General features: G+C 36.3%; 16 protein-coding genes. 6 read left to right on the top strand and 10 right to left on the bottom strand.

Going from position 1 to position 16,946, the window contains the following annotated elements; translation table 11 throughout:
• Positions 1–382: 382 nt before the first annotated feature.
• The 6 genes from ACF3OB_RS06690 to ACF3OB_RS06665 all read right to left on the bottom strand — a co-directional run bounded on the left by ACF3OB_RS06690 (position 383) and on the right by ACF3OB_RS06665 (position 7,078).
• Entirely contained in the window at positions 383–1,342 is a 960-nt protein-coding gene (locus ACF3OB_RS06690; RefSeq protein WP_392447195.1) for a YheT family hydrolase, read from the bottom strand.
• A gap of 93 nt (positions 1,343–1,435) precedes the next feature.
• Positions 1,436–2,908 carry an ammonia-forming cytochrome c nitrite reductase gene (gene nrfA / locus ACF3OB_RS06685; protein ID WP_095893661.1) on the bottom strand — a complete coding sequence of 491 codons (1,473 nt, stop codon included), beginning with the start codon at positions 2,906–2,908 and terminating at the stop codon, positions 1,436–1,438.
• Positions 2,909–2,928: 20 nt separating this feature from the next.
• The gene (nrfH, locus tag ACF3OB_RS06680; RefSeq protein WP_042005392.1) at positions 2,929–3,552 is read right to left on the bottom strand and encodes a cytochrome c nitrite reductase small subunit; all 624 of its coding nucleotides are present in this window, start codon (positions 3,550–3,552) and stop codon (positions 2,929–2,931) included.
• 453 nt (positions 3,553–4,005) lie between these two features.
• The gene (gene rsmI, locus ACF3OB_RS06675) at positions 4,006–4,674 is read right to left on the bottom strand and encodes a 16S rRNA (cytidine(1402)-2'-O)-methyltransferase (protein ID WP_392447192.1); all 669 of its coding nucleotides are present in this window, start codon (positions 4,672–4,674) and stop codon (positions 4,006–4,008) included.
• Complete coding sequence (locus tag ACF3OB_RS06670; protein WP_392447190.1) at positions 4,671–6,524, bottom strand: hypothetical protein; 1,854 nt, start codon at positions 6,522–6,524, stop codon at positions 4,671–4,673. The genes rsmI and ACF3OB_RS06670 overlap by 4 nt, the downstream gene beginning before the upstream one ends.
• Positions 6,525–6,616: 92 nt before the next feature.
• Complete coding sequence (locus ACF3OB_RS06665) at positions 6,617–7,078, bottom strand: septal ring lytic transglycosylase RlpA family protein (protein ID WP_042005388.1); 462 nt, start codon at positions 7,076–7,078, stop codon at positions 6,617–6,619.
• Positions 7,079–7,287: 209 nt separating this feature from the next.
• Between ACF3OB_RS06665 and ACF3OB_RS06660 the strand changes: the two genes are divergently transcribed.
• The 3 genes from ACF3OB_RS06660 (at position 7,288) to ACF3OB_RS06650 (ending at position 10,514) form a co-directional block, all read left to right on the top strand.
• Positions 7,288–8,451, top strand: coding sequence for a sigma-54-dependent transcriptional regulator (locus ACF3OB_RS06660; RefSeq protein ID WP_042005387.1), 1,164 nt, complete (start codon positions 7,288–7,290; stop codon positions 8,449–8,451).
• A 289-nt stretch (positions 8,452–8,740) separates the two neighbouring features.
• Positions 8,741–9,277 (top strand): vancomycin high temperature exclusion protein, encoded by a 537-nt coding sequence (locus tag ACF3OB_RS06655; protein WP_255395918.1) that lies wholly within the window; start codon positions 8,741–8,743, stop codon positions 9,275–9,277.
• A 94-nt stretch (positions 9,278–9,371) separates the two neighbouring features.
• Positions 9,372–10,514: an aminotransferase class I/II-fold pyridoxal phosphate-dependent enzyme gene (locus ACF3OB_RS06650; protein WP_392447188.1), complete on the top strand. Its 1,143-nt coding sequence runs from the start codon at positions 9,372–9,374 to the stop codon at positions 10,512–10,514.
• A gap of 71 nt (positions 10,515–10,585) precedes the next feature.
• On the opposite strand, the gene ACF3OB_RS06645 is transcribed toward ACF3OB_RS06650, so the two are convergent.
• From ACF3OB_RS06645 to ACF3OB_RS06630, 4 genes are read right to left on the bottom strand one after another with little or no spacing between them, the layout of a single operon-like run.
• Complete coding sequence (locus tag ACF3OB_RS06645; RefSeq protein WP_042005384.1) at positions 10,586–11,431, bottom strand: DUF3078 domain-containing protein; 846 nt, start codon at positions 11,429–11,431, stop codon at positions 10,586–10,588.
• Between the two features lie 27 nt (positions 11,432–11,458).
• Entirely contained in the window at positions 11,459–11,971 is a 513-nt protein-coding gene (locus ACF3OB_RS06640) for a DUF2480 family protein (RefSeq protein ID WP_172917902.1), read from the bottom strand.
• 3 nt (positions 11,972–11,974) lie between these two features.
• Positions 11,975–12,298 carry a DUF59 domain-containing protein gene (locus ACF3OB_RS06635; protein WP_042008329.1) on the bottom strand — a complete coding sequence of 108 codons (324 nt, stop codon included), beginning with the start codon at positions 12,296–12,298 and terminating at the stop codon, positions 11,975–11,977.
• A gap of 2 nt (positions 12,299–12,300) precedes the next feature.
• Positions 12,301–12,723, bottom strand: a complete 423-nt coding sequence (locus ACF3OB_RS06630) for a SufE family protein (protein ID WP_095912072.1) — start codon at positions 12,721–12,723, stop codon at positions 12,301–12,303.
• A gap of 616 nt (positions 12,724–13,339) precedes the next feature.
• On the opposite strand from ACF3OB_RS06630, the gene ACF3OB_RS06625 reads away from it, so the two are divergent.
• The 3 genes from ACF3OB_RS06625 to ACF3OB_RS06615 all read left to right on the top strand — a co-directional run bounded on the left by ACF3OB_RS06625 (position 13,340) and on the right by ACF3OB_RS06615 (position 16,921).
• Positions 13,340–14,716, top strand: a complete 1,377-nt coding sequence (locus tag ACF3OB_RS06625) for a tyrosine-type recombinase/integrase (protein ID WP_392447185.1) — start codon at positions 13,340–13,342, stop codon at positions 14,714–14,716.
• Between the two features lie 2 nt (positions 14,717–14,718).
• Positions 14,719–15,828 carry a Fic family protein gene (locus ACF3OB_RS06620; RefSeq protein ID WP_392447183.1) on the top strand — a complete coding sequence of 370 codons (1,110 nt, stop codon included), beginning with the start codon at positions 14,719–14,721 and terminating at the stop codon, positions 15,826–15,828.
• A 226-nt stretch (positions 15,829–16,054) separates the two neighbouring features.
• Positions 16,055–16,921 (top strand): RteC domain-containing protein, encoded by an 867-nt coding sequence (locus ACF3OB_RS06615; protein ID WP_392447179.1) that lies wholly within the window; start codon positions 16,055–16,057, stop codon positions 16,919–16,921.
• Positions 16,922–16,946 lie beyond the last annotated feature (25 nt).

Genomic DNA, 16,946 nt, shown 5'->3' with positions numbered 1-16,946 from the left:
AAAAAAAACAAGTAAACATACCATTTATTTTGTTTAGATACAAAGTTAAATTACTGATAATCAAGGAAATTAAATAGCTATTACTGTAAAGGTATTTCGATAAAAAAACTAACAGCAATTGTTATTAGTCATGTCATTTCGATGTGGTACTGAATTGAGAAACACCACGTTTAGTGCATCCTATTTTGAATGTATTAACCATTCAAATGACATGATATTGTAAGTGTCAATACTCCCCCTAAATATGGGTATTATATTGCAAAACGCCTTACTTGAACTATGATGATCAGAACTAAACATAAAAAATTATCTCTATAGCGAATCTCCGATTTGTAACAAATGTTATCAAGTCGAATTTGGAATGAATACACGTTTTGTCGTTTTAGGAACAATGACTTTCACAAAATTGTAACGCTTTTTTCTCATTATAATAGATGTTCTGAGCGTCATAAAAAGCCACATGCCCTCCGTAATTTGGAGTCTCTAAACACAAAAATTGATGATTTTTAGCAATATCGTATGGAAAACAACTTAGCGAAAGAAACGAATCATTTTTAGCGTTAAGCAACAACGTAGGTACTTGAATGTTTCCTAAATTAGGTAAAGAACTACATTGTTCGTAATAATCATCCGCATCCTTAAAACCATGGGCTTTTGAAGTATACACATTGTCGAAATCTCGTAAATTTCTGATAGATTGTATTTCATCAAGGGTTATTCTTGTAGGGAATCGCTGTTGTTTTTCTTTAATTTTTACAATAAGTGTTCTAAGAAACCGCTTGGCATAAAGCCAATTACGATTACTTAACAACCTAAGCGAAGCCCCTTTCAAGTCACAAGGCACGGACACCCCTACAACGGCTTTTACCTCCGTCGGAAGCGAATGCATTCCTGCATATTTCAATGCAATATTTCCTCCCATACTGAATCCCTTTATGAAAACTTGGGAGTATCCGAGTTGAAGTACTTTTAGTATGACAGCTTCTAAATCATCTGTTTTTCCTGAATGATACGTTGAAAACAGACGATTGGGTTCGCCACCGCACCCGCGAAAATTCATCGCACAGGCATCATATCCATTTTGATTGAATAACTTAGCTGTTGCTAAAACGTAAGGACGCTTTGCTGAACCCTCCAATCCGTGAAGGATAACAATACACCGATTAGTTTTTTCAAAGGCATAGCTCCAATCCAAATCTAAAAAATCACCATCGGGAAGTTCGATACGCTCTCTGGACTGAAAAACGCCTTTTACTTGGCGTATTTTGCCCGAATAAATCGTTGAAATATCCGCTTGACGGAATAACAAAGGAGGATTATAAACTGATGTGATGAGAGGCATACTAAAAAACTATCCGTAAAATTACCTATTTCGCTGACAAGGAGCAAAGATACGCAATCCTACGGATAGTCCAGCTATGGAGTCCTAACAAAATTAATTACTCATTTTAGCTTCTCTTTCTTTAGCTTTTTTGATCCACTCAGGAACTAAAGTATTCAAGAATTCTTTTTTATTAGCACGTTCTTTTTCCATATCCAACCCGATGTAAGCCTGTAGTACTTCTTTTTTGAATTCAGGTAGAGGCACCTCGCCTTCAAATCCAAGCTTAGAAAGCACTTTAGAAAGTCCTAAACGGGCATCACGGGCATATCCTAAACCACTATTTACAATACGTTGTGTTTCCACAGGAGCGTGGAAAGAACCTCCATGCGAAGCTACTGAATAATCCCAACGCCATTGTGCTTTACGGATATTGGCTAAAATTGGAGCCATTTGTGCCTCTGTTGCACCCAAATCCCATGCTTTTTTAGCTTCAATATGAGCGATTGCCACTTGACGAGCTAATTGTGACGTTCCTTCTTGTACTTTTGCTTGACGCTCATAAACATCTCCTATCAAATCATTGGCATTCTCTCTGTGACAAACAAAACAAGAATTTTCAACATTAGCCAACGGTGAACCTATATGGTGATCTGTAAATTTTTGTCCTCCTTCTGATTTGTAAGGCATATGACAGTCGGCACAAGAAACCCCACGTTTTGCGTGAACACTTGTCTTATATATTTCATAATCAGGATGTTGAGCTTTTAACATTTTAGCTTTGCTCAGCGGGTGAACCCAATCATAGAAACCGATTTTGTCATAATACTCTTCAGCTCCTTCCATTGTCATACCATTGTGCCAAGGGAACACCACAAACATAGAGCCTTCCACCTTATTCTTATCGAAATAATACTCTACGTGGCATTGAGCACACACTAAATTACGCATCTCTTGATGAGATTGTTTGTTGATGTCAAATCCCTGCACTTTGAACGCTTCCACCAACGCTGGACGGGTAATCGTCAAATTCATTGTTTTAGGATCGTGACAATCTGCACAACCTATAGAGTTAACCATTTCACTACCCAAATCAGACCATTTTTTGCTGTAATATTCTGGTAGACCAAGCTCTTGCATCATACGAGGCACATCTGGCCCTTTACAATCCCAACAAGCTGAAGGCATCGGACCATCTCCATCAAATTTAGGAGAAGCCGTACGCAAGGTTTTTCTTAAATCTTGAATTGCATAAGCATGTCCACGAGGTTGATTATAGTCTTTACTAAACGCATATCCTGCCCAAAGAATCACCAAATCTGGTTCGTGTTCAAGTGCATCTAAATGACCACTTGAACGGAATGGACTTCTATAGGTAGTATCTGCTGTTTTCATATATGATTGATACTGGCGTGGATAATTCAATCCCCAAATAGAGTCTCGTGGCTCAATTTTGTCCGTTCTAATTTCTACTTTTGGCTTATAGGCAAACTTTGCCTCTGCCTTTCTGTCAGTGATGTTTGAGATTAACCATCCCAGTCCAAACACTACAATTATTGTTACGATAAAAAATACCCAATTTTTCATTGTTGTCAGTTTTAAAATGTTTATTTGCTTTTACTTTCGTTACTCTTTTTAATCCACTCCATCACGCGAACACTATCTCTTCCGTTATCAAACTGAGTAGGTTCAATCTGAAATCCAATGGACGACAGACTTTTGACTGCTCCGTGAGGCACTTCACGATGGCACTCCCAACAGAGTCGGTCAGTGCGACTGTGAATATGATTAGCTACATCGCTTTCCAGCTTAGCATCGGTTACTTGATCGATGTGACAACGCACACAATTCTGATGAATAACCTCCACTGAAGCATCTTTAGCTCGAATGACCTCTGGTTCGTTTCTCGTGGTAAATACATAAGAGTGCCAAAGCCCATCTTTTGCTTTAAAGTAGTACTTACTGAACATATTGTCTTGTGGAACATGACAATCGTTACAGCTTGCTACTTCACGGTGAGAACTTTTATTCCAAGTCATATAATGAGGTGTCATCACATGGCAGTTGATACAGGCTTTGGGATCATCTGACATATAGGATGTAGCCCTACTGAGATACAATGCATAGAACCCTAAACCAAACATCGCTCCTATAACAATCAATGCTGGCAATCGCCACTGGGGTGGTGGGATTAGCGAAAACTTCTTTTTTTCTTTACTTCCAGTTGCCATATCAGTACATTATCTTGTTTTTCGAGGACTAAATTACAACATTAACGCGTAATAAAAAAGAGCTTTTTGTATTAAATAATCAATTTATACCCAATCTAAATATACATATGTTAAACGAAAACGTTGTAGTTTTGCGTATATGACAAAAAAACTGACTTTTATCAGTAAGAATGGTTTTCCATAAATTTTTACTTTATAGAATTTCATACACTTTAAAGCAAAATAGCATGACTATTTTACTAACAAAGTCATTTTAAAACAAAAAAAATACTGTTTAATTTTTTCAAAACATAAAAAACATCCATTTAACAATATTTTTATATTTATTTAACTCATTGGTATAAGATATATTTTAAAAAAGGGAATAAATCATGTTCCAAATCCTATTAAAAACAAAAAACCACATCCATTATCAAATAGATGTGGTTGTGAACTTTCGTTGTCTATAAAATTCTATTTCCCTTGAACAATCATCACGATTTCACCTTTTGGAGATTTCTTCTCGTAGTACGATTTCAATTCTGACAGAGTGCCTCGTTGAGTCTCCTCATGTAATTTAGTTAGTTCCCTCGAAATACTCGCCTTTCGACTTTCTCCAAAAACAGAAATAAAATCACCGATGGTTTTCAATAGCTTATGCGGAGATACGTATAAGACCATAGTTCTTTTCTCTTCTGCCAGTGATTGCAGACGTGTTTGTCTTCCTTTTTTATCGGGCAGAAACCCTTCAAAAATAAAACGATCGTTAGGCAAACCGCTACTAACCAAAGCAGGGACAAAAGCTGTAGCTCCCGGTAAACATTCAACTTCAATACACTGCTCCAAACAAGCCCTTGTCAGGAGAAAACCCGGATCAGAAATCCCTGGTGTTCCAGCATCAGTAATGAGACCCACTGTTTCACCATTTTTTATTCGCTGTACCCAATAGTCTACCACTTTGTGTTCATTATGCATATGATAGCTCTGCATTGGAGTTGCTATATCATAGTGTTTTAACAGTTTAGAACTCGTACGAGTATCCTCTGCTAAAATCATATCAACCTCTTTGAGTAATCGCAATGCGCGTAAAGTAATGTCCTCCAAATTTCCGATAGGCGTAGGAATCAGATATAGTTTACTCATTGGATTTCGAACCGTTTAAGAATCAATTTCAAGAATCGCTCTTCATACTCATCCTTACCCTTCCAATGATTGTAAATTGGTTTGACATTTTGCTCTAAATAGAGTACGATCTCTGACATACTATTCATTTCATTCAATCGTTGCAAAACAGCATTGTACTCACTTTCACTGCCTAAAAACAAATAGCGGATAAATGCTAGGCGGTCGTTCAAACCGATTGGCATATTTTTTCCGAGATGGTCATTCAACGATGGTGGAGTTTTTGCCTCTGTATCCTCTCGTTTTTCAACAACAAATGATTGCGTAGGTGGTGTTTCGAATATCAATTCTCGCGGTTTTTCTTCCTTTTTCTCAAATTCTAATTGTTGAGTTTGAGAGAATATGGAATCTATGACAGACTCGTTTTTACTATCGTTCGTTTCATTCACTGTTGGTAATACAGGCTCTTGCACCACAGGAGTTTCTAAAATTTGCTGAATTTCCTCTTGTCGCTCCCGTTGCTCTGGTTGCACAAAATAGGACTGAAAATCAACCTGTTGTTCTTCCTGCGCTGGTGTTGCCCATTCAATATGGTAATCCTGTGGAGATTCTTCAAACGGAACTTCTGTTGATTGCTCCATCGTTGTAGGATTCGGCTGAACATCTGATTGTTGTGCTGTTTCTACGGGTTTTGCCCAATCAGAATAGTGATCTCGTACGGGCTCTTCCGAAGAAACTTCTTTTGTTTCGGCCACGGATTCTGTTTCAGGAAACTGCGATTGAAATCCTGTATACTGCTCTTCTTCCTCAACGGATTGTTGCAATTGTGGGGGGGGTGCCCATTCGATATGATGGTCTCGCACAGGTTCTTCAGGAGTAAATTCTTGTTTCTCAACAGGCTGTGGTGCCTCTGTCACGTGCGATTGAACATGTGTAGGTTCGTCCTCTTGAAAGCGTTTTCCCCAATCCGCATAATGATCCCGTACAGGCTCTTCAGGAGTAAATTCTTGTTTCTCAACAGGCTGTGGTGCCTCTGTCACGTGCGATTGAACATGTGTAGGTTCGTCCTCTTGAAAGCGTTTTCCCCAATCCGCATAATGATCACGTACAGGTTCCTCTGGAAGAACTTCTTGTGTTTCAACAGGCTCTACCACCTCTGTTTCATGAGGGTGAACGTCCTTAGGTTCGTCCTCTTGAAAGCGTTTTCCCCAATCCGCATAATGATCACGTACAGGCTCCTCGGGAAGAATCTCTTGTGTTTGAACAGGTTGCACTGTCTCAGTCTCATGTGATTGAACATTCGTAAGTTCGTCTTCTTGAAAGCGTTTTGTCCAATCTGTATAATGATCTTTAACAGATTCCTCTGGAAGAACCTCTTGTTTTTCAGATGATTGTACTATTTCGGTAGCGTACGATTGATTCTCTGCGGGTTGTTCATTTGGTTCAGGTTTCGCCCACTCAAGATTCTTACTCCAAACAGGTTCTGCAAATTTATTTTCTTGAGGTTGTATGGCATGTTCTGCGACCGTAGAATCAGACTGAACTTGAACGGGGTCTTCGGTGGGTTGAGTTCTCTCCACTTTCGACGAAGCAGGAGTAGCTATAGGCTCAGAATATTGAGGAGGAACAGCGAAAATATCTTCGTCATCTTGGTGTTCCTCAATGAAATTAGCGACTTTTCGCATCGTATAATCCATTCTACCTTCTGTAACACCTAAGGTAACGTAATATTTTTCAACAAAACTCAATATCGTTATCTTTTCATGCAACTTCTCAGCTTCTTTCTTTAAAAAAACTAAATCCCAACTTCCCACGGAATTAACGATATTTTGAGCGAGTATGCGTATCTCTCTTTCTAATTGCTCCTTCATGGCGTATATTTTTGATCAATTTAAAAAACTTGCTTCAAAGGTACAAATAATATGTGTCATTATCAAATAATATATTCTTAAATGTCCGTTAATCAATTTTTAACTATCTCTATATCAACATCTAATAATCCTATTTTTGTGTCATGTGTAATACTCATCCACGCCTTTTTTGACATATCAAGTTCTCTTCCTTTTGTAAAAGGACCTCGGTCATTAACTACTACATACACCCATTTTCCATTCACTCGATTGGTAACTTTCAATTGCGTCCCGAAAGGCAAATTTCGATGTGCTGTAGTTTGTTTATTATTGTCAAAAATAGCTCCACTTGCTGTTTTTCGACCATTGAACTTGTCGTGATAGTATGCAGCCACCACATTTCGTTTGTAAATTCCTGTCTCCACAGAAGTTTTTGACTTTGGAGTGTGCGAAATTGTTTTACGTTGTGATGCATGAGACGAGTGCTTAGCTCTCTTGGTTCCTCCACAAGATTGAAACAAAAAGGCCACTAGAAGTAAACTGCCTAAAATAACTAAAATACGTTTATTTTTCATTATTGATTATTTTGATTATTATCGCAAAGATAAGAAAATACTAAATTTATCATAAATAAAAATCAATAAAACATCTGTTTATTATACATATTTCACTGAAAAACAAACTTATATTATTTTCCAATTTTCCTTTTTACGAATATTAAAAATTCTAAAAACCGTTGCTTTTTACGAATAAAAACGTATCTTTCGCAAAAAATATTGACCTTATGTCTAAAATATTAATCATTGAAGATGAAGCTGCCATCCGTCGAGTGCTTGGAAAAATACTCATGGAGGAAAGTAAAGACTATGAAATTGAAGAAGCTCCCGACGGATTGGAAGGACTTGAAAAAATAAAAAAAGACGATTTTGATTTGGTCTTATGCGACATTAAGATGCCAAAATTCGATGGTATGGAGGTGCTGACCGAAGCTAAAAAAATAAAACCTGAAATCCCTTTTGTAATGATTTCAGGCCATGGAGATTTGGAAACCGCCGTAAATGCAATGAAGTTGGGGGCTTATGACTATATTTCCAAGCCTCCCGATTTAAATCGCCTACTTAACACTGTTCGAAATGCTTTAGACAAAAAGGAGTTAGTAATTGAAAACAAACGCCTTAAGAAAAAAATTAATAAAAACTACGAGATGATTGGCAAGAGTGATGCCTTAGAACAAATCCGCCAGATTATCGACAAGGTAGCACCCACTGAAGCTCGAGTTCTGATCACTGGATCCAACGGAACAGGAAAAGAACTTGTAGCTCATGCTCTACATGAAAAAAGCGAAAGAAGCGAAGCGCCAATGGTGGAAGTAAACTGCGCTGCCATACCTTCAGAACTTATTGAAAGTGAACTTTTTGGACATATAAAGGGAGCTTTCACATCTGCGGTAAAGGACCGTGCTGGAAAATTTGAGGCTGCCCATAATGGAACTATTTTTCTAGATGAAATTGGTGATATGAGTCTTTCAGCTCAAGCAAAAGTGCTACGTGCATTGCAAGAAAACAAAATTTCACGCGTGGGGAGCGACAAGGATATCAATGTGGATGTTCGTATCATTGCTGCCACAAACAAAGATTTGAAAAAAGAAATTGCCGAAGGTCGCTTCCGCGAGGATTTGTACCATCGATTGGCAGTAATCCTGATCAGAGTACCGTCATTGAACGAACGTCGTGATGACATCCCTCTGCTGGTAGAGCATTTTTCTCAAAAAATTGCCGAAGAACAGGGAATTTCACCTAAAAAATTCAGTACAAAAGCCATCAATTTACTCAAAGAACAAGATTGGACAGGAAACATACGTGAATTGAGAAATGTGGTAGAACGACTTATTATTTTAGGAGGCAAAGAAATCTCAGAAACAGATGTCAAAATTTTTGCAGGAAAGTAGCAACAAACCCAATATAAGAGAATCTAAGTTGATGATGTGATCCGTTATCTCTAATCTTCATAGAAGTTAACAGTTGAGTTATATCTGGCTGTAGGTGAATTGTATTTTTCGAATCATTAGTGTAGAAACGCCTATGATAAAACGTCTATCAATCATGAAAAAAACATTTTCTACATACTTTTCTTCTTTCAAAATAAAAAAAGTACTCGAATGGGTTGTTTTTTCAGCTTTACTACTTTTTTTAGGTATTCTCATGTGTAATACAACTATTGTAAAAAGAACCAAAAACATGACATACAATAACTTAGATGAGATTCCACACAATAAAGTAGGGTTAGTTTTAGGAACAATCCCAAAACTTTCTAACGGAGCCGAGAACCCTTATTTTACATATCGGATTGACGCTACACTAGCCTTATTTGAAGCTAAAAAAATTGATTATATCTTGGTGAGTGGCGATAACAACAACAGTAATTACAATGAACCACAAGCCTTTAAAGAAGCTTTGATTGAAAGAGGAATTCCCGAAGAATGTATTTTTTTAGATTATGCTGGTTTCAGAACCTTGGATTCAGTAGTAAGAGCCAAGATTATCTTTGGACAAGAAAAAATTACCATTATTTCACAAAAATTTCATAATGAACGGGCTATTTATATCGCTCTGAAAAATAATATAGATGCCATTGGATTTAATGCCAAAGATTTGCCTACACATTTAGGTTTTAAAACCCAAATTCGTGAATATTTAGCCAGAACAAAACTCTTCATAGATCTTTTGTTTGGTGTTACACCAAAATTTTTAGGAGAAAAAATTGAAATACCATAAAAATTTACAAGCAATTGTAGAAATTAAACTTTTCGCTTACTTTTGTTGTCCATTCAAAAATTAATGGTGTTACATTCATATTCAACTTAATTAGATGCGTATTCCTGAGCATATACATAAAAAAATAGCGGATAGAAAAGCAGATAATGCCTTTCGGACACTTAAAAACAATTTGTTCACAATAGATTTTTTCTCCAATGACTACATTGGCTTTGCCTCGTCAAAAGCAATTCATGCCGAAGTAGAAAAAATATTAGCTGAACAAAAATGGCAACACGGGGCGACAGGGTCTCGCTTACTGTCAGGGAATCATTCATTGTATGAAGTTGCTGAAAATGAGATTACTAAATTTCATAATTCGGAAAGTGCTTTGTTATTTAATTCGGGTTATGATGCTAATGTTGGTTTTTTCTCATGTATTCCTCAACGGAATGATATTATGTTGTATGACAATTATATACACGCTTCCATTCGTGATGGAATTTCGTTGGGATTGACAAAATCATACAAATTTAAACATAATGATTTATCCGATTTGGAAAAACTCCTCAAGAAATTTTCTTCTTCCAAACAAACTACTTTTGTAGCCACCGAATCTGTTTTTTCAATGGATGGAGATTCTCCTGATTTATTAAAAATGACAGAACTATGTGAGCAGTATGGAGCCTTCCTAATTGTGGATGAGGCTCATGCTTTAGGAGTTTTCGGTCAATTTGGTTGTGGCTTGGTACAACATCTGGGGTTGGAGAATCGAGTATTCGCTCGTATTGTAACCTATGGAAAAGCCTTAGGATGTCACGGAGCTGCTATACTTTCCTCCGGGGTGGTAAAAGATTATTTAATAAATTTCGCCCGTTCACTGATTTATACTACAGCAATGCCTCCACAGAGTGTTGCTCATATTGTAGCAGGATATAGGCAATTAAAAAAAACAACACATATTAAAAAATTACAGGAAAACATTTCTCTTTTCAAAAATACCTTAGAAAAACATAAAAAAATTTATTCATTTATTCATTCTGACTCTTCAATTCAAGCGATGATTGTATCAGGGAATGATTTTGTGAAATCGGTAGCTGAACAACTTCAAAATAAAGGTTTTGGCGTGATGCCTATACTCTCCCCTACCATTCCAAAAGGAGAGGAACGCCTACGAATTTGCCTACATAGTTTTAACACAGAGGAACAAATTCTGAATCTCGTAAACAACATCTTATACTTAAATGAATTGTGTTAGGGTTCCTAGTAAAATGAAAATGAGGCAAATCGAATTCGAGTGCCTCATTTTGCAAATCTTTTAATAGAATATTATAACTTGTAGTTAACTCCTAAACCTAATACTTCACGAACTTGGAATCCTTTTACAGCGTTATCATCATAAATCGCTTGGAAAGTAAAGTTCGCCGATAAATATTTGTTAATAGTCATCACCAAATTAGCAGTGTAGTCTATGTCTATATTTTGTGGTTTGTCTAAATAGTTGCTATACAAATTCAAGATATTCTCCATAGAAACGTTATCCATTAAATTGAATTTAGCATATCCTCCAACAGCAAGACCCAGCTCGTAATTGAAATTTTTACCTCTTTTCACCCCGTAAAAACTATCAACATAATTTGTAAATTGCTTTCTTGCAGAAGTCACTTTTAATGTTGCAGGAGCAAGATTCACTTTTAAATTATCGCTTTTTTTCCACAACATACCAGGCCCTAACTGGAAGTAACCAGGAGATAAAAATCTGTTTATAAGTGTTTTGTCAGAAGCAGAATACTTATATCCATTGCTCAACTGTGTTTTAAAATTCATAAAAAGTGAATAATACCAAAACTCTGATGCTTGTCTACCTAATAATGAATTAATTTCAAAACGGTCATTGATTTTTCTTGCAAATTCATCATTTTTCAACTTTGTGATACCGTAGTCAATGAAGAAGTTGTTATCCCATGTCCATGCATCTTTTTTGTAGTTAACAGCATAGCTGATAGCCAAATTTGCCGCAACGTTGCTTGTTCCTCCTCCTGTCCATTCGTTATTGAATGCAGCTTGGTTAAACATCAAAGAAGCATTACCTCCTCTTTTCCAATTTGACTCTTCGTTTTGTGCAAAAATGCTTAATGAAGATAAGCATAAAACCGATAATAAAAGTTTTTTCATTGTTTGTTATAATTAATTTTAAAAATGTTACATATTTTTTCTCTTGTAAATAGGCACTGCTGAACACGCTTCCCCGAACATGACGCTTCGAGCTATGGGCTGAATACGTTGCACCGCCATGACATATGCTTCTTCGGGGATAGGTTTTTTTGAACAACCCTTCACTATCACAGGCTTGTCGATTAAATAGGAGATATCCACCCCTGCTATAATATCCTGAAAAATAGCTACCTCCAAACTCTGCAAATCACCTTGTACAATTTTCTTTGCATAAGGCTGTAACTTTGATGCGATAAGGATAAACGTCCACGCCGGTAAAATAGCTTCGGTGGAGCAATATATCGCTACATAAGCGTTTTCATACGTTTCCCACGAGTAGCTGTCCAAAGCCTCTCTAAATTCCTTTTCTCTGAGAATAAATCCCTCATGAAGGAATTCCTTAATGTCAAGCAGTAAACGTCTTTCATTTGGGTAATAATCTTCCAAGTCGAAGATTTCCAACGCACTTTTAGTTACTCTATTTACGATTTCTTGTGTCAAATCTTACAAAAATCCTAGTTCTAATTTTGCAACCTCACTCATCATATCCTGATGCCAAGGTGGATCAAAAGTAATTTCCACCTCCACCTCATTGATTTCATCTATACTCTTAACTTTTTCTTGTACCTCCTGAGGTAATACTTCTGCCACAGGACAATTAGGAGTCGTGAGGGTCATCAATATTTTTACATCGTAATTCTCATTGACAAAAACGTCATATATGAGTCCCAATTCATAGATATCAACAGGAATCTCTGGATCATAAATCGTTTTGAGCATATCAACGATTTTTTCGCCTAAGTCTTCGGTATTTATAGTATTTGACATAATTATGATTCTTTTAGTTGATATACAAAAGCATATCGTTTCATTTGCTCAAGCATACTAACCAATCCATTAGCTCGTGTTGGCGAAAGATGCTCTTTTAATCCAATTTTTTCAATAAAATCCAACGGAGCCTCAACAATATCTTTCGGTTTCTGATTTGAAAGAACACGTATTAACAATGCTATGATTCCTTTAGTAATGATTGCATCACTGTCGGCTGTGAATTTTACTTTACTATCCTCAAAATCAGCAAACAGCCACACTTTGCTTTGACATCCTTTAATCAGATAATCATCCGTTTTATATTTCTCATCAATTAAAGGGAGCGACTTTCCAAGCTCAATCATATATTCATAACGTTGCATCCAATCATCGAAAAATGAAAATTCTTCTATAATCTCATTCTGAACTTGCTGAATCGTCATATTTTAAAATTTGGGCAAATGTAAGAAATGTATCTTTATTTTATTCTAAAAAAATCTTAATTTTTTCTTTTCATACAGAAATTGTAAGTAATACCCATTTGTTTTTTAATTTACTGCAATAAAAATCTTTTTATAATATTCAAGATTAAAGCATTTTTTACTTTTTATGTTGGTGATTTTGAAAAACAAATTATGAATCATTATAGTTATATCTTGAAGTTCTGATTCATCTTTACTAATGATAAATCACGTCTTACAAGGATTGGTAAACATCCCCTGTTTCACTTGTTCTACAAATTTAATGATTGATTTTTTGATGGATATCAGCAAAAATGAAAATAAAAAAATCGCAACACTTTCACTATAAAAGTATTACGATTTTTTGATGTACTCGGAGCGGGACAAGACACCTGTATTTTAACTCTTTTCGTATTCTCTTTAAAATCAGCATTATTGTTCTGTAATTCAACTAATTAGCCTTAAAAAATTTGTTGCAAATAATACAAAACAATACAATAAAGTTGAAAGCAAAACAGAAAATGTCGGCTAAATGTCGGCTAAATTTTTAGGGTGTATTTTTTTTCGTACCTTTGCTTTGTTTTAGAAAAGTAACATAATGGCAACGTTAAATTTTATACTCCAAAGTCAAGGGGAAAATATCCCTATTTACCTACGAATGGTTTTAGGTCGAGGTAAAGGCAAAGATATAAAACGCAAAACAGGGCTTTTTGTCAATTCCGAATATTGGAACAAAACAAAGGGGCTACCCAAAGCCAACAACCCCGAAAACAAAAACACCATTGTAACCCTTGAACAACTACGGGCATTCATTCGTGAAAGTGTAAATATTGCTGAAAGGGACGGCAACCCTATCAATGCCGATTGGCTACAAACGCAAATCGATATTTTTTTCAAACGAATAGACGACCCCAACACGGGGCAAAGTGCGTTTATCCTTGACCTTATCGATTACATCATACAAACCGCACACACACGCAAAAACGGACGGGGTACATTGGGACTTTCTCAAAGTAGGGTAAAATCTTATCAAACATTAAAAACCATTTTCAACGCTTATCAATCCAAAACCCGAAAGCATTACAAGGCAAAGGATATAGATTTAAAGTTTGAACGCCTTTTTTTGGATTGGCTAATAAATACAAGACAGCATAAAGATAGTTACGCCCTCAAACTAATGGACAACCTCAAAGCCGTATGCAACGAAGCAAATACATTAGGCATTGAGACAAGCCCCCAACTGCCTAAATTAGCCAAAGGGACACCCGAAAAAGAGTTGCCTATATACCTCAATCCTCAGGAACTCCAACAGATAAGAGACTGCAAAATAACAAACTTACAACTGCACAACGCCCGTAAGTGGCTTTTGTTGGGTTGCCATTTGGGACAACGTGGGGGCGACCTTTTAAAGATAGACCTTTCAAACTTTGCTTATTTGGACAATGGTACTCCTGCAGTTAGAATAAGACAACAAAAAACAGGTAAAATAGTTATCGTTCCTATCATCGAGGGGCTTAACTCTGAAATATTAGAAATAAAAAATGCGGGGCTTCCTTATCCTATCAGTATCCAACGCCTTAACGAATACATTAAAGAAGTATGTAAGTTGGCGGGTATTGATATTCCAATAACACACACAAGGTCGGTGCTGATTGACCGCAACGGCAACGCCATAGAGAAAGACGATAAAGGTAATTACGAGGGCAAAGGCAACAAACGAACCATAAAAGTAACCTTACCAAAATACGAGTTTATAACCTCGCACGTATGTAGGCGGTCGTTTGCAACCAACCTATACGGAAAGTTACCCACGACGATAATTAAGAACGTTACGGGGCATTCCACCGAAGCAATGTTACTAAAATACATCGGTAAAAATGAAGCCGAAACCGCTTTACAAATGGTCGATTTCTTAACTTCCAAACCCGAACTAATCCAAGAACTAAACCAATTGAACGACTTAAATATAAAATAGTTATGAATAACTTCAAAATACCATTTTTACCTCCAACAACCGAAATAGAAACCGCCTCCGTATTACGACAATTAGCAAAATCACACCGACACTTGGCGGAACTTAAAGGCGTGGTTAAAACCATTCCGAACGAGCAAATTTTAATAAACACCCTTGCTCTACAAGAAGCCAAGAGCAGTAGTGAAATAGAAAATATCGTAACCACACACGACGATTTATACAAGGAAAATATTTTGATTGAAACCAAAAACCCCGCCAGCAAAGAGGTGGTTAATTACGCACAAGGGTTAAAATTGGGGTTTCAAATCGTACGAACTGAAAAACTACTACTTAACAAACATATTTTACAAATTCAGGAAACATTAGAGCAAAACAAGGCAGGGTTCAGAACGCAGGCGGGTACAAAATTAATGAACTCACTCGGCGAAACTATCTACACCCCACCGCAAGACAAGGACGAAATTTTAAACCTAATGGCGAACCTTGAAAGGTTTGTCAATGATGATGAATTTTCGGAACTTGACCCCCTTACTAAAATGGCGGTTATACATTATCAGTTTGAAAGTATACACCCTTTTTATGACGGCAACGGGCGTACGGGGCGAATTATCAATATTTTGTATTTGGTATTACAAGGGCTTTTGGATTTGCCCATATTGTACTTAAGTCGTTACATCATTCAGAACAAAACACAATATTACCAAGTATTGCAAGGGGTACGCACCCGTAATGATTGGGAAAGCCTCGTAATGTATTTGCTTAAAGGCGTTGAGGTTACAGCCATACAAACCATTGAATTAGTACAGGAAATAAAACAAGTAATGCAAAGCACCAAACAACGGCTACGCACCGAATTTCCAAAACTATACAGCCAAGATTTATTAAATAACCTATTCAAAAACCCATATACCAAAATAGAGTTTTTGCAAAATGATTTAGGGGTTTCCAAACGTACAGCGTTGAACTATTTAGATACGATTTCACAGGCAGGATTTATGACTAAAATAAAAATAGGAAAATCAAACTATTACATCAATGAAACGTTAATAAGTGTGCTGATGAGGGAAAAAAACAACGTGGAAAAAAATACTGAATTTTTACCACGTTCGTAACCACGTGGAAAAAAAAGGCTAAAATTTACCACGTTCGTAACCACGTTTATACAAAAACGGCATTTCGTATAAATGAAAGAGTAAATGACTACATAAACGCAACATTAACGGGGGGTTCTGTTACGGAAACCCCTTAAAACCAGCCCTAAGGTAATTTTAGGGCGTAAAAACCAATAAATTAAGGGCAAACCTTTTGAAAATAAGAATGTTTTAGAAAAGTTGAGGTATGGAAAAACCCGAAAAAATAGGCGTCACGTATTTGTCTTATAAGGACTTTATAAATAACTACGGCAACGATTTTAAGGAGTGGCAAAAGCACTATCCCGACGGCGTGGAAGTTGATTATTTGGATTTTTTAGAAGATAGTTTGTGCTATCATATGTATTCTAATAGAGATAATATATTCCCTTTTTCTGAATATATCAAAATCAATAGTACAGAAATACACTACTCTGATTTTATCTTTGAAATAGAAAGATGTATAGATGTTTATTCAGAAGAGGTAAAACCTTTTAAGAATATTGAGGAAATAAAAGACACGTTAGACGGTGGAAAATATATATTAGGGAATTATGTAGTACAGAAAATTTTGGATAAAGGATTATATGGAATACCTTACGAAACATTTAAATATTACATTCCTTTCTTAGAAATTAGCGATATTTATGAAGATAGATATACTATATTTTTTGATGATAAAAAATACAAAAACTTTGAAATATCGGCACGTCGTGTTTTAGAGTTCATCGAAGCCCGAAGAGAACAATTAAAGAACCAACCCGTCCCCAATTTTTGGGAAGCCCAACCCGCCCCCGTTGTTTCGGAAGAACCTCAAAATCAAAATATCAAACCCCTACAATGGAAAGGCGAAGTAATAGAATTAGCCGAATTAGTACAGGCGTTAATTGAAAGTAAGTTACTTAACCCTGAATTAACACAAAAAGAAATATATAGCCGTTTTAAAGCCTTTTTTGAAATAGATTTTGACCACGAGGATAAGAAAAAGAAAATGAAAAACCGCACAACTACTCTTACCCCATTCCTTGAAAAACTAATGATTTCCGTAGAGAATTTTATAACAGGAAAGGACTAAAAATATTAAAGTCTCTTAAATTATA

The organism is Capnocytophaga canis, from assembly GCF_043187445.1.
GTDB lineage: Bacteria > Bacteroidota > Bacteroidia > Flavobacteriales > Flavobacteriaceae > Capnocytophaga > Capnocytophaga canis.
This window is presented reverse-complemented; position numbering and strand designations above follow the sequence as displayed.

What these genes read in the sequence shown, in the direction of transcription:
- ACF3OB_RS06690 (WP_392447195.1), bottom strand. Translation starts at nt 1,342, where the DNA reads ATGCCTCTCATCACATCAGTTTATAATCCTCCTTTGTTATTCCGTCAA.
- nrfA (WP_095893661.1), bottom strand. Translation starts at nt 2,908, where the DNA reads ATGAAAAATTGGGTATTTTTTATCGTAACAATAATTGTAGTGTTTGGA.
- nrfH (WP_042005392.1), bottom strand. Translation starts at nt 3,552, where the DNA reads ATGGCAACTGGAAGTAAAGAAAAAAAGAAGTTTTCGCTAATCCCACCA.
- rsmI (WP_392447192.1), bottom strand. Translation starts at nt 4,674, where the DNA reads ATGAGTAAACTATATCTGATTCCTACGCCTATCGGAAATTTGGAGGAC.
- ACF3OB_RS06670 (WP_392447190.1), bottom strand. Translation starts at nt 6,524, where the DNA reads ATGAAGGAGCAATTAGAAAGAGAGATACGCATACTCGCTCAAAATATC.
- ACF3OB_RS06665 (WP_042005388.1), bottom strand. Translation starts at nt 7,078, where the DNA reads ATGAAAAATAAACGTATTTTAGTTATTTTAGGCAGTTTACTTCTAGTG.
- ACF3OB_RS06660 (WP_042005387.1), top strand. Translation starts at nt 7,288, where the DNA reads ATGTCTAAAATATTAATCATTGAAGATGAAGCTGCCATCCGTCGAGTG.
- ACF3OB_RS06655 (WP_255395918.1), top strand. Translation starts at nt 8,741, where the DNA reads ATGACATACAATAACTTAGATGAGATTCCACACAATAAAGTAGGGTTA.
- ACF3OB_RS06650 (WP_392447188.1), top strand. Translation starts at nt 9,372, where the DNA reads ATGCGTATTCCTGAGCATATACATAAAAAAATAGCGGATAGAAAAGCA.
- ACF3OB_RS06645 (WP_042005384.1), bottom strand. Translation starts at nt 11,431, where the DNA reads ATGAAAAAACTTTTATTATCGGTTTTATGCTTATCTTCATTAAGCATT.
- ACF3OB_RS06635 (WP_042008329.1), bottom strand. Translation starts at nt 12,298, where the DNA reads ATGTCAAATACTATAAATACCGAAGACTTAGGCGAAAAAATCGTTGAT.
- ACF3OB_RS06630 (WP_095912072.1), bottom strand. Translation starts at nt 12,723, where the DNA reads ATGACGATTCAGCAAGTTCAGAATGAGATTATAGAAGAATTTTCATTT.
- ACF3OB_RS06625 (WP_392447185.1), top strand. Translation starts at nt 13,340, where the DNA reads ATGGCAACGTTAAATTTTATACTCCAAAGTCAAGGGGAAAATATCCCT.
- ACF3OB_RS06620 (WP_392447183.1), top strand. Translation starts at nt 14,719, where the DNA reads ATGAATAACTTCAAAATACCATTTTTACCTCCAACAACCGAAATAGAA.
- ACF3OB_RS06615 (WP_392447179.1), top strand. Translation starts at nt 16,055, where the DNA reads ATGGAAAAACCCGAAAAAATAGGCGTCACGTATTTGTCTTATAAGGAC.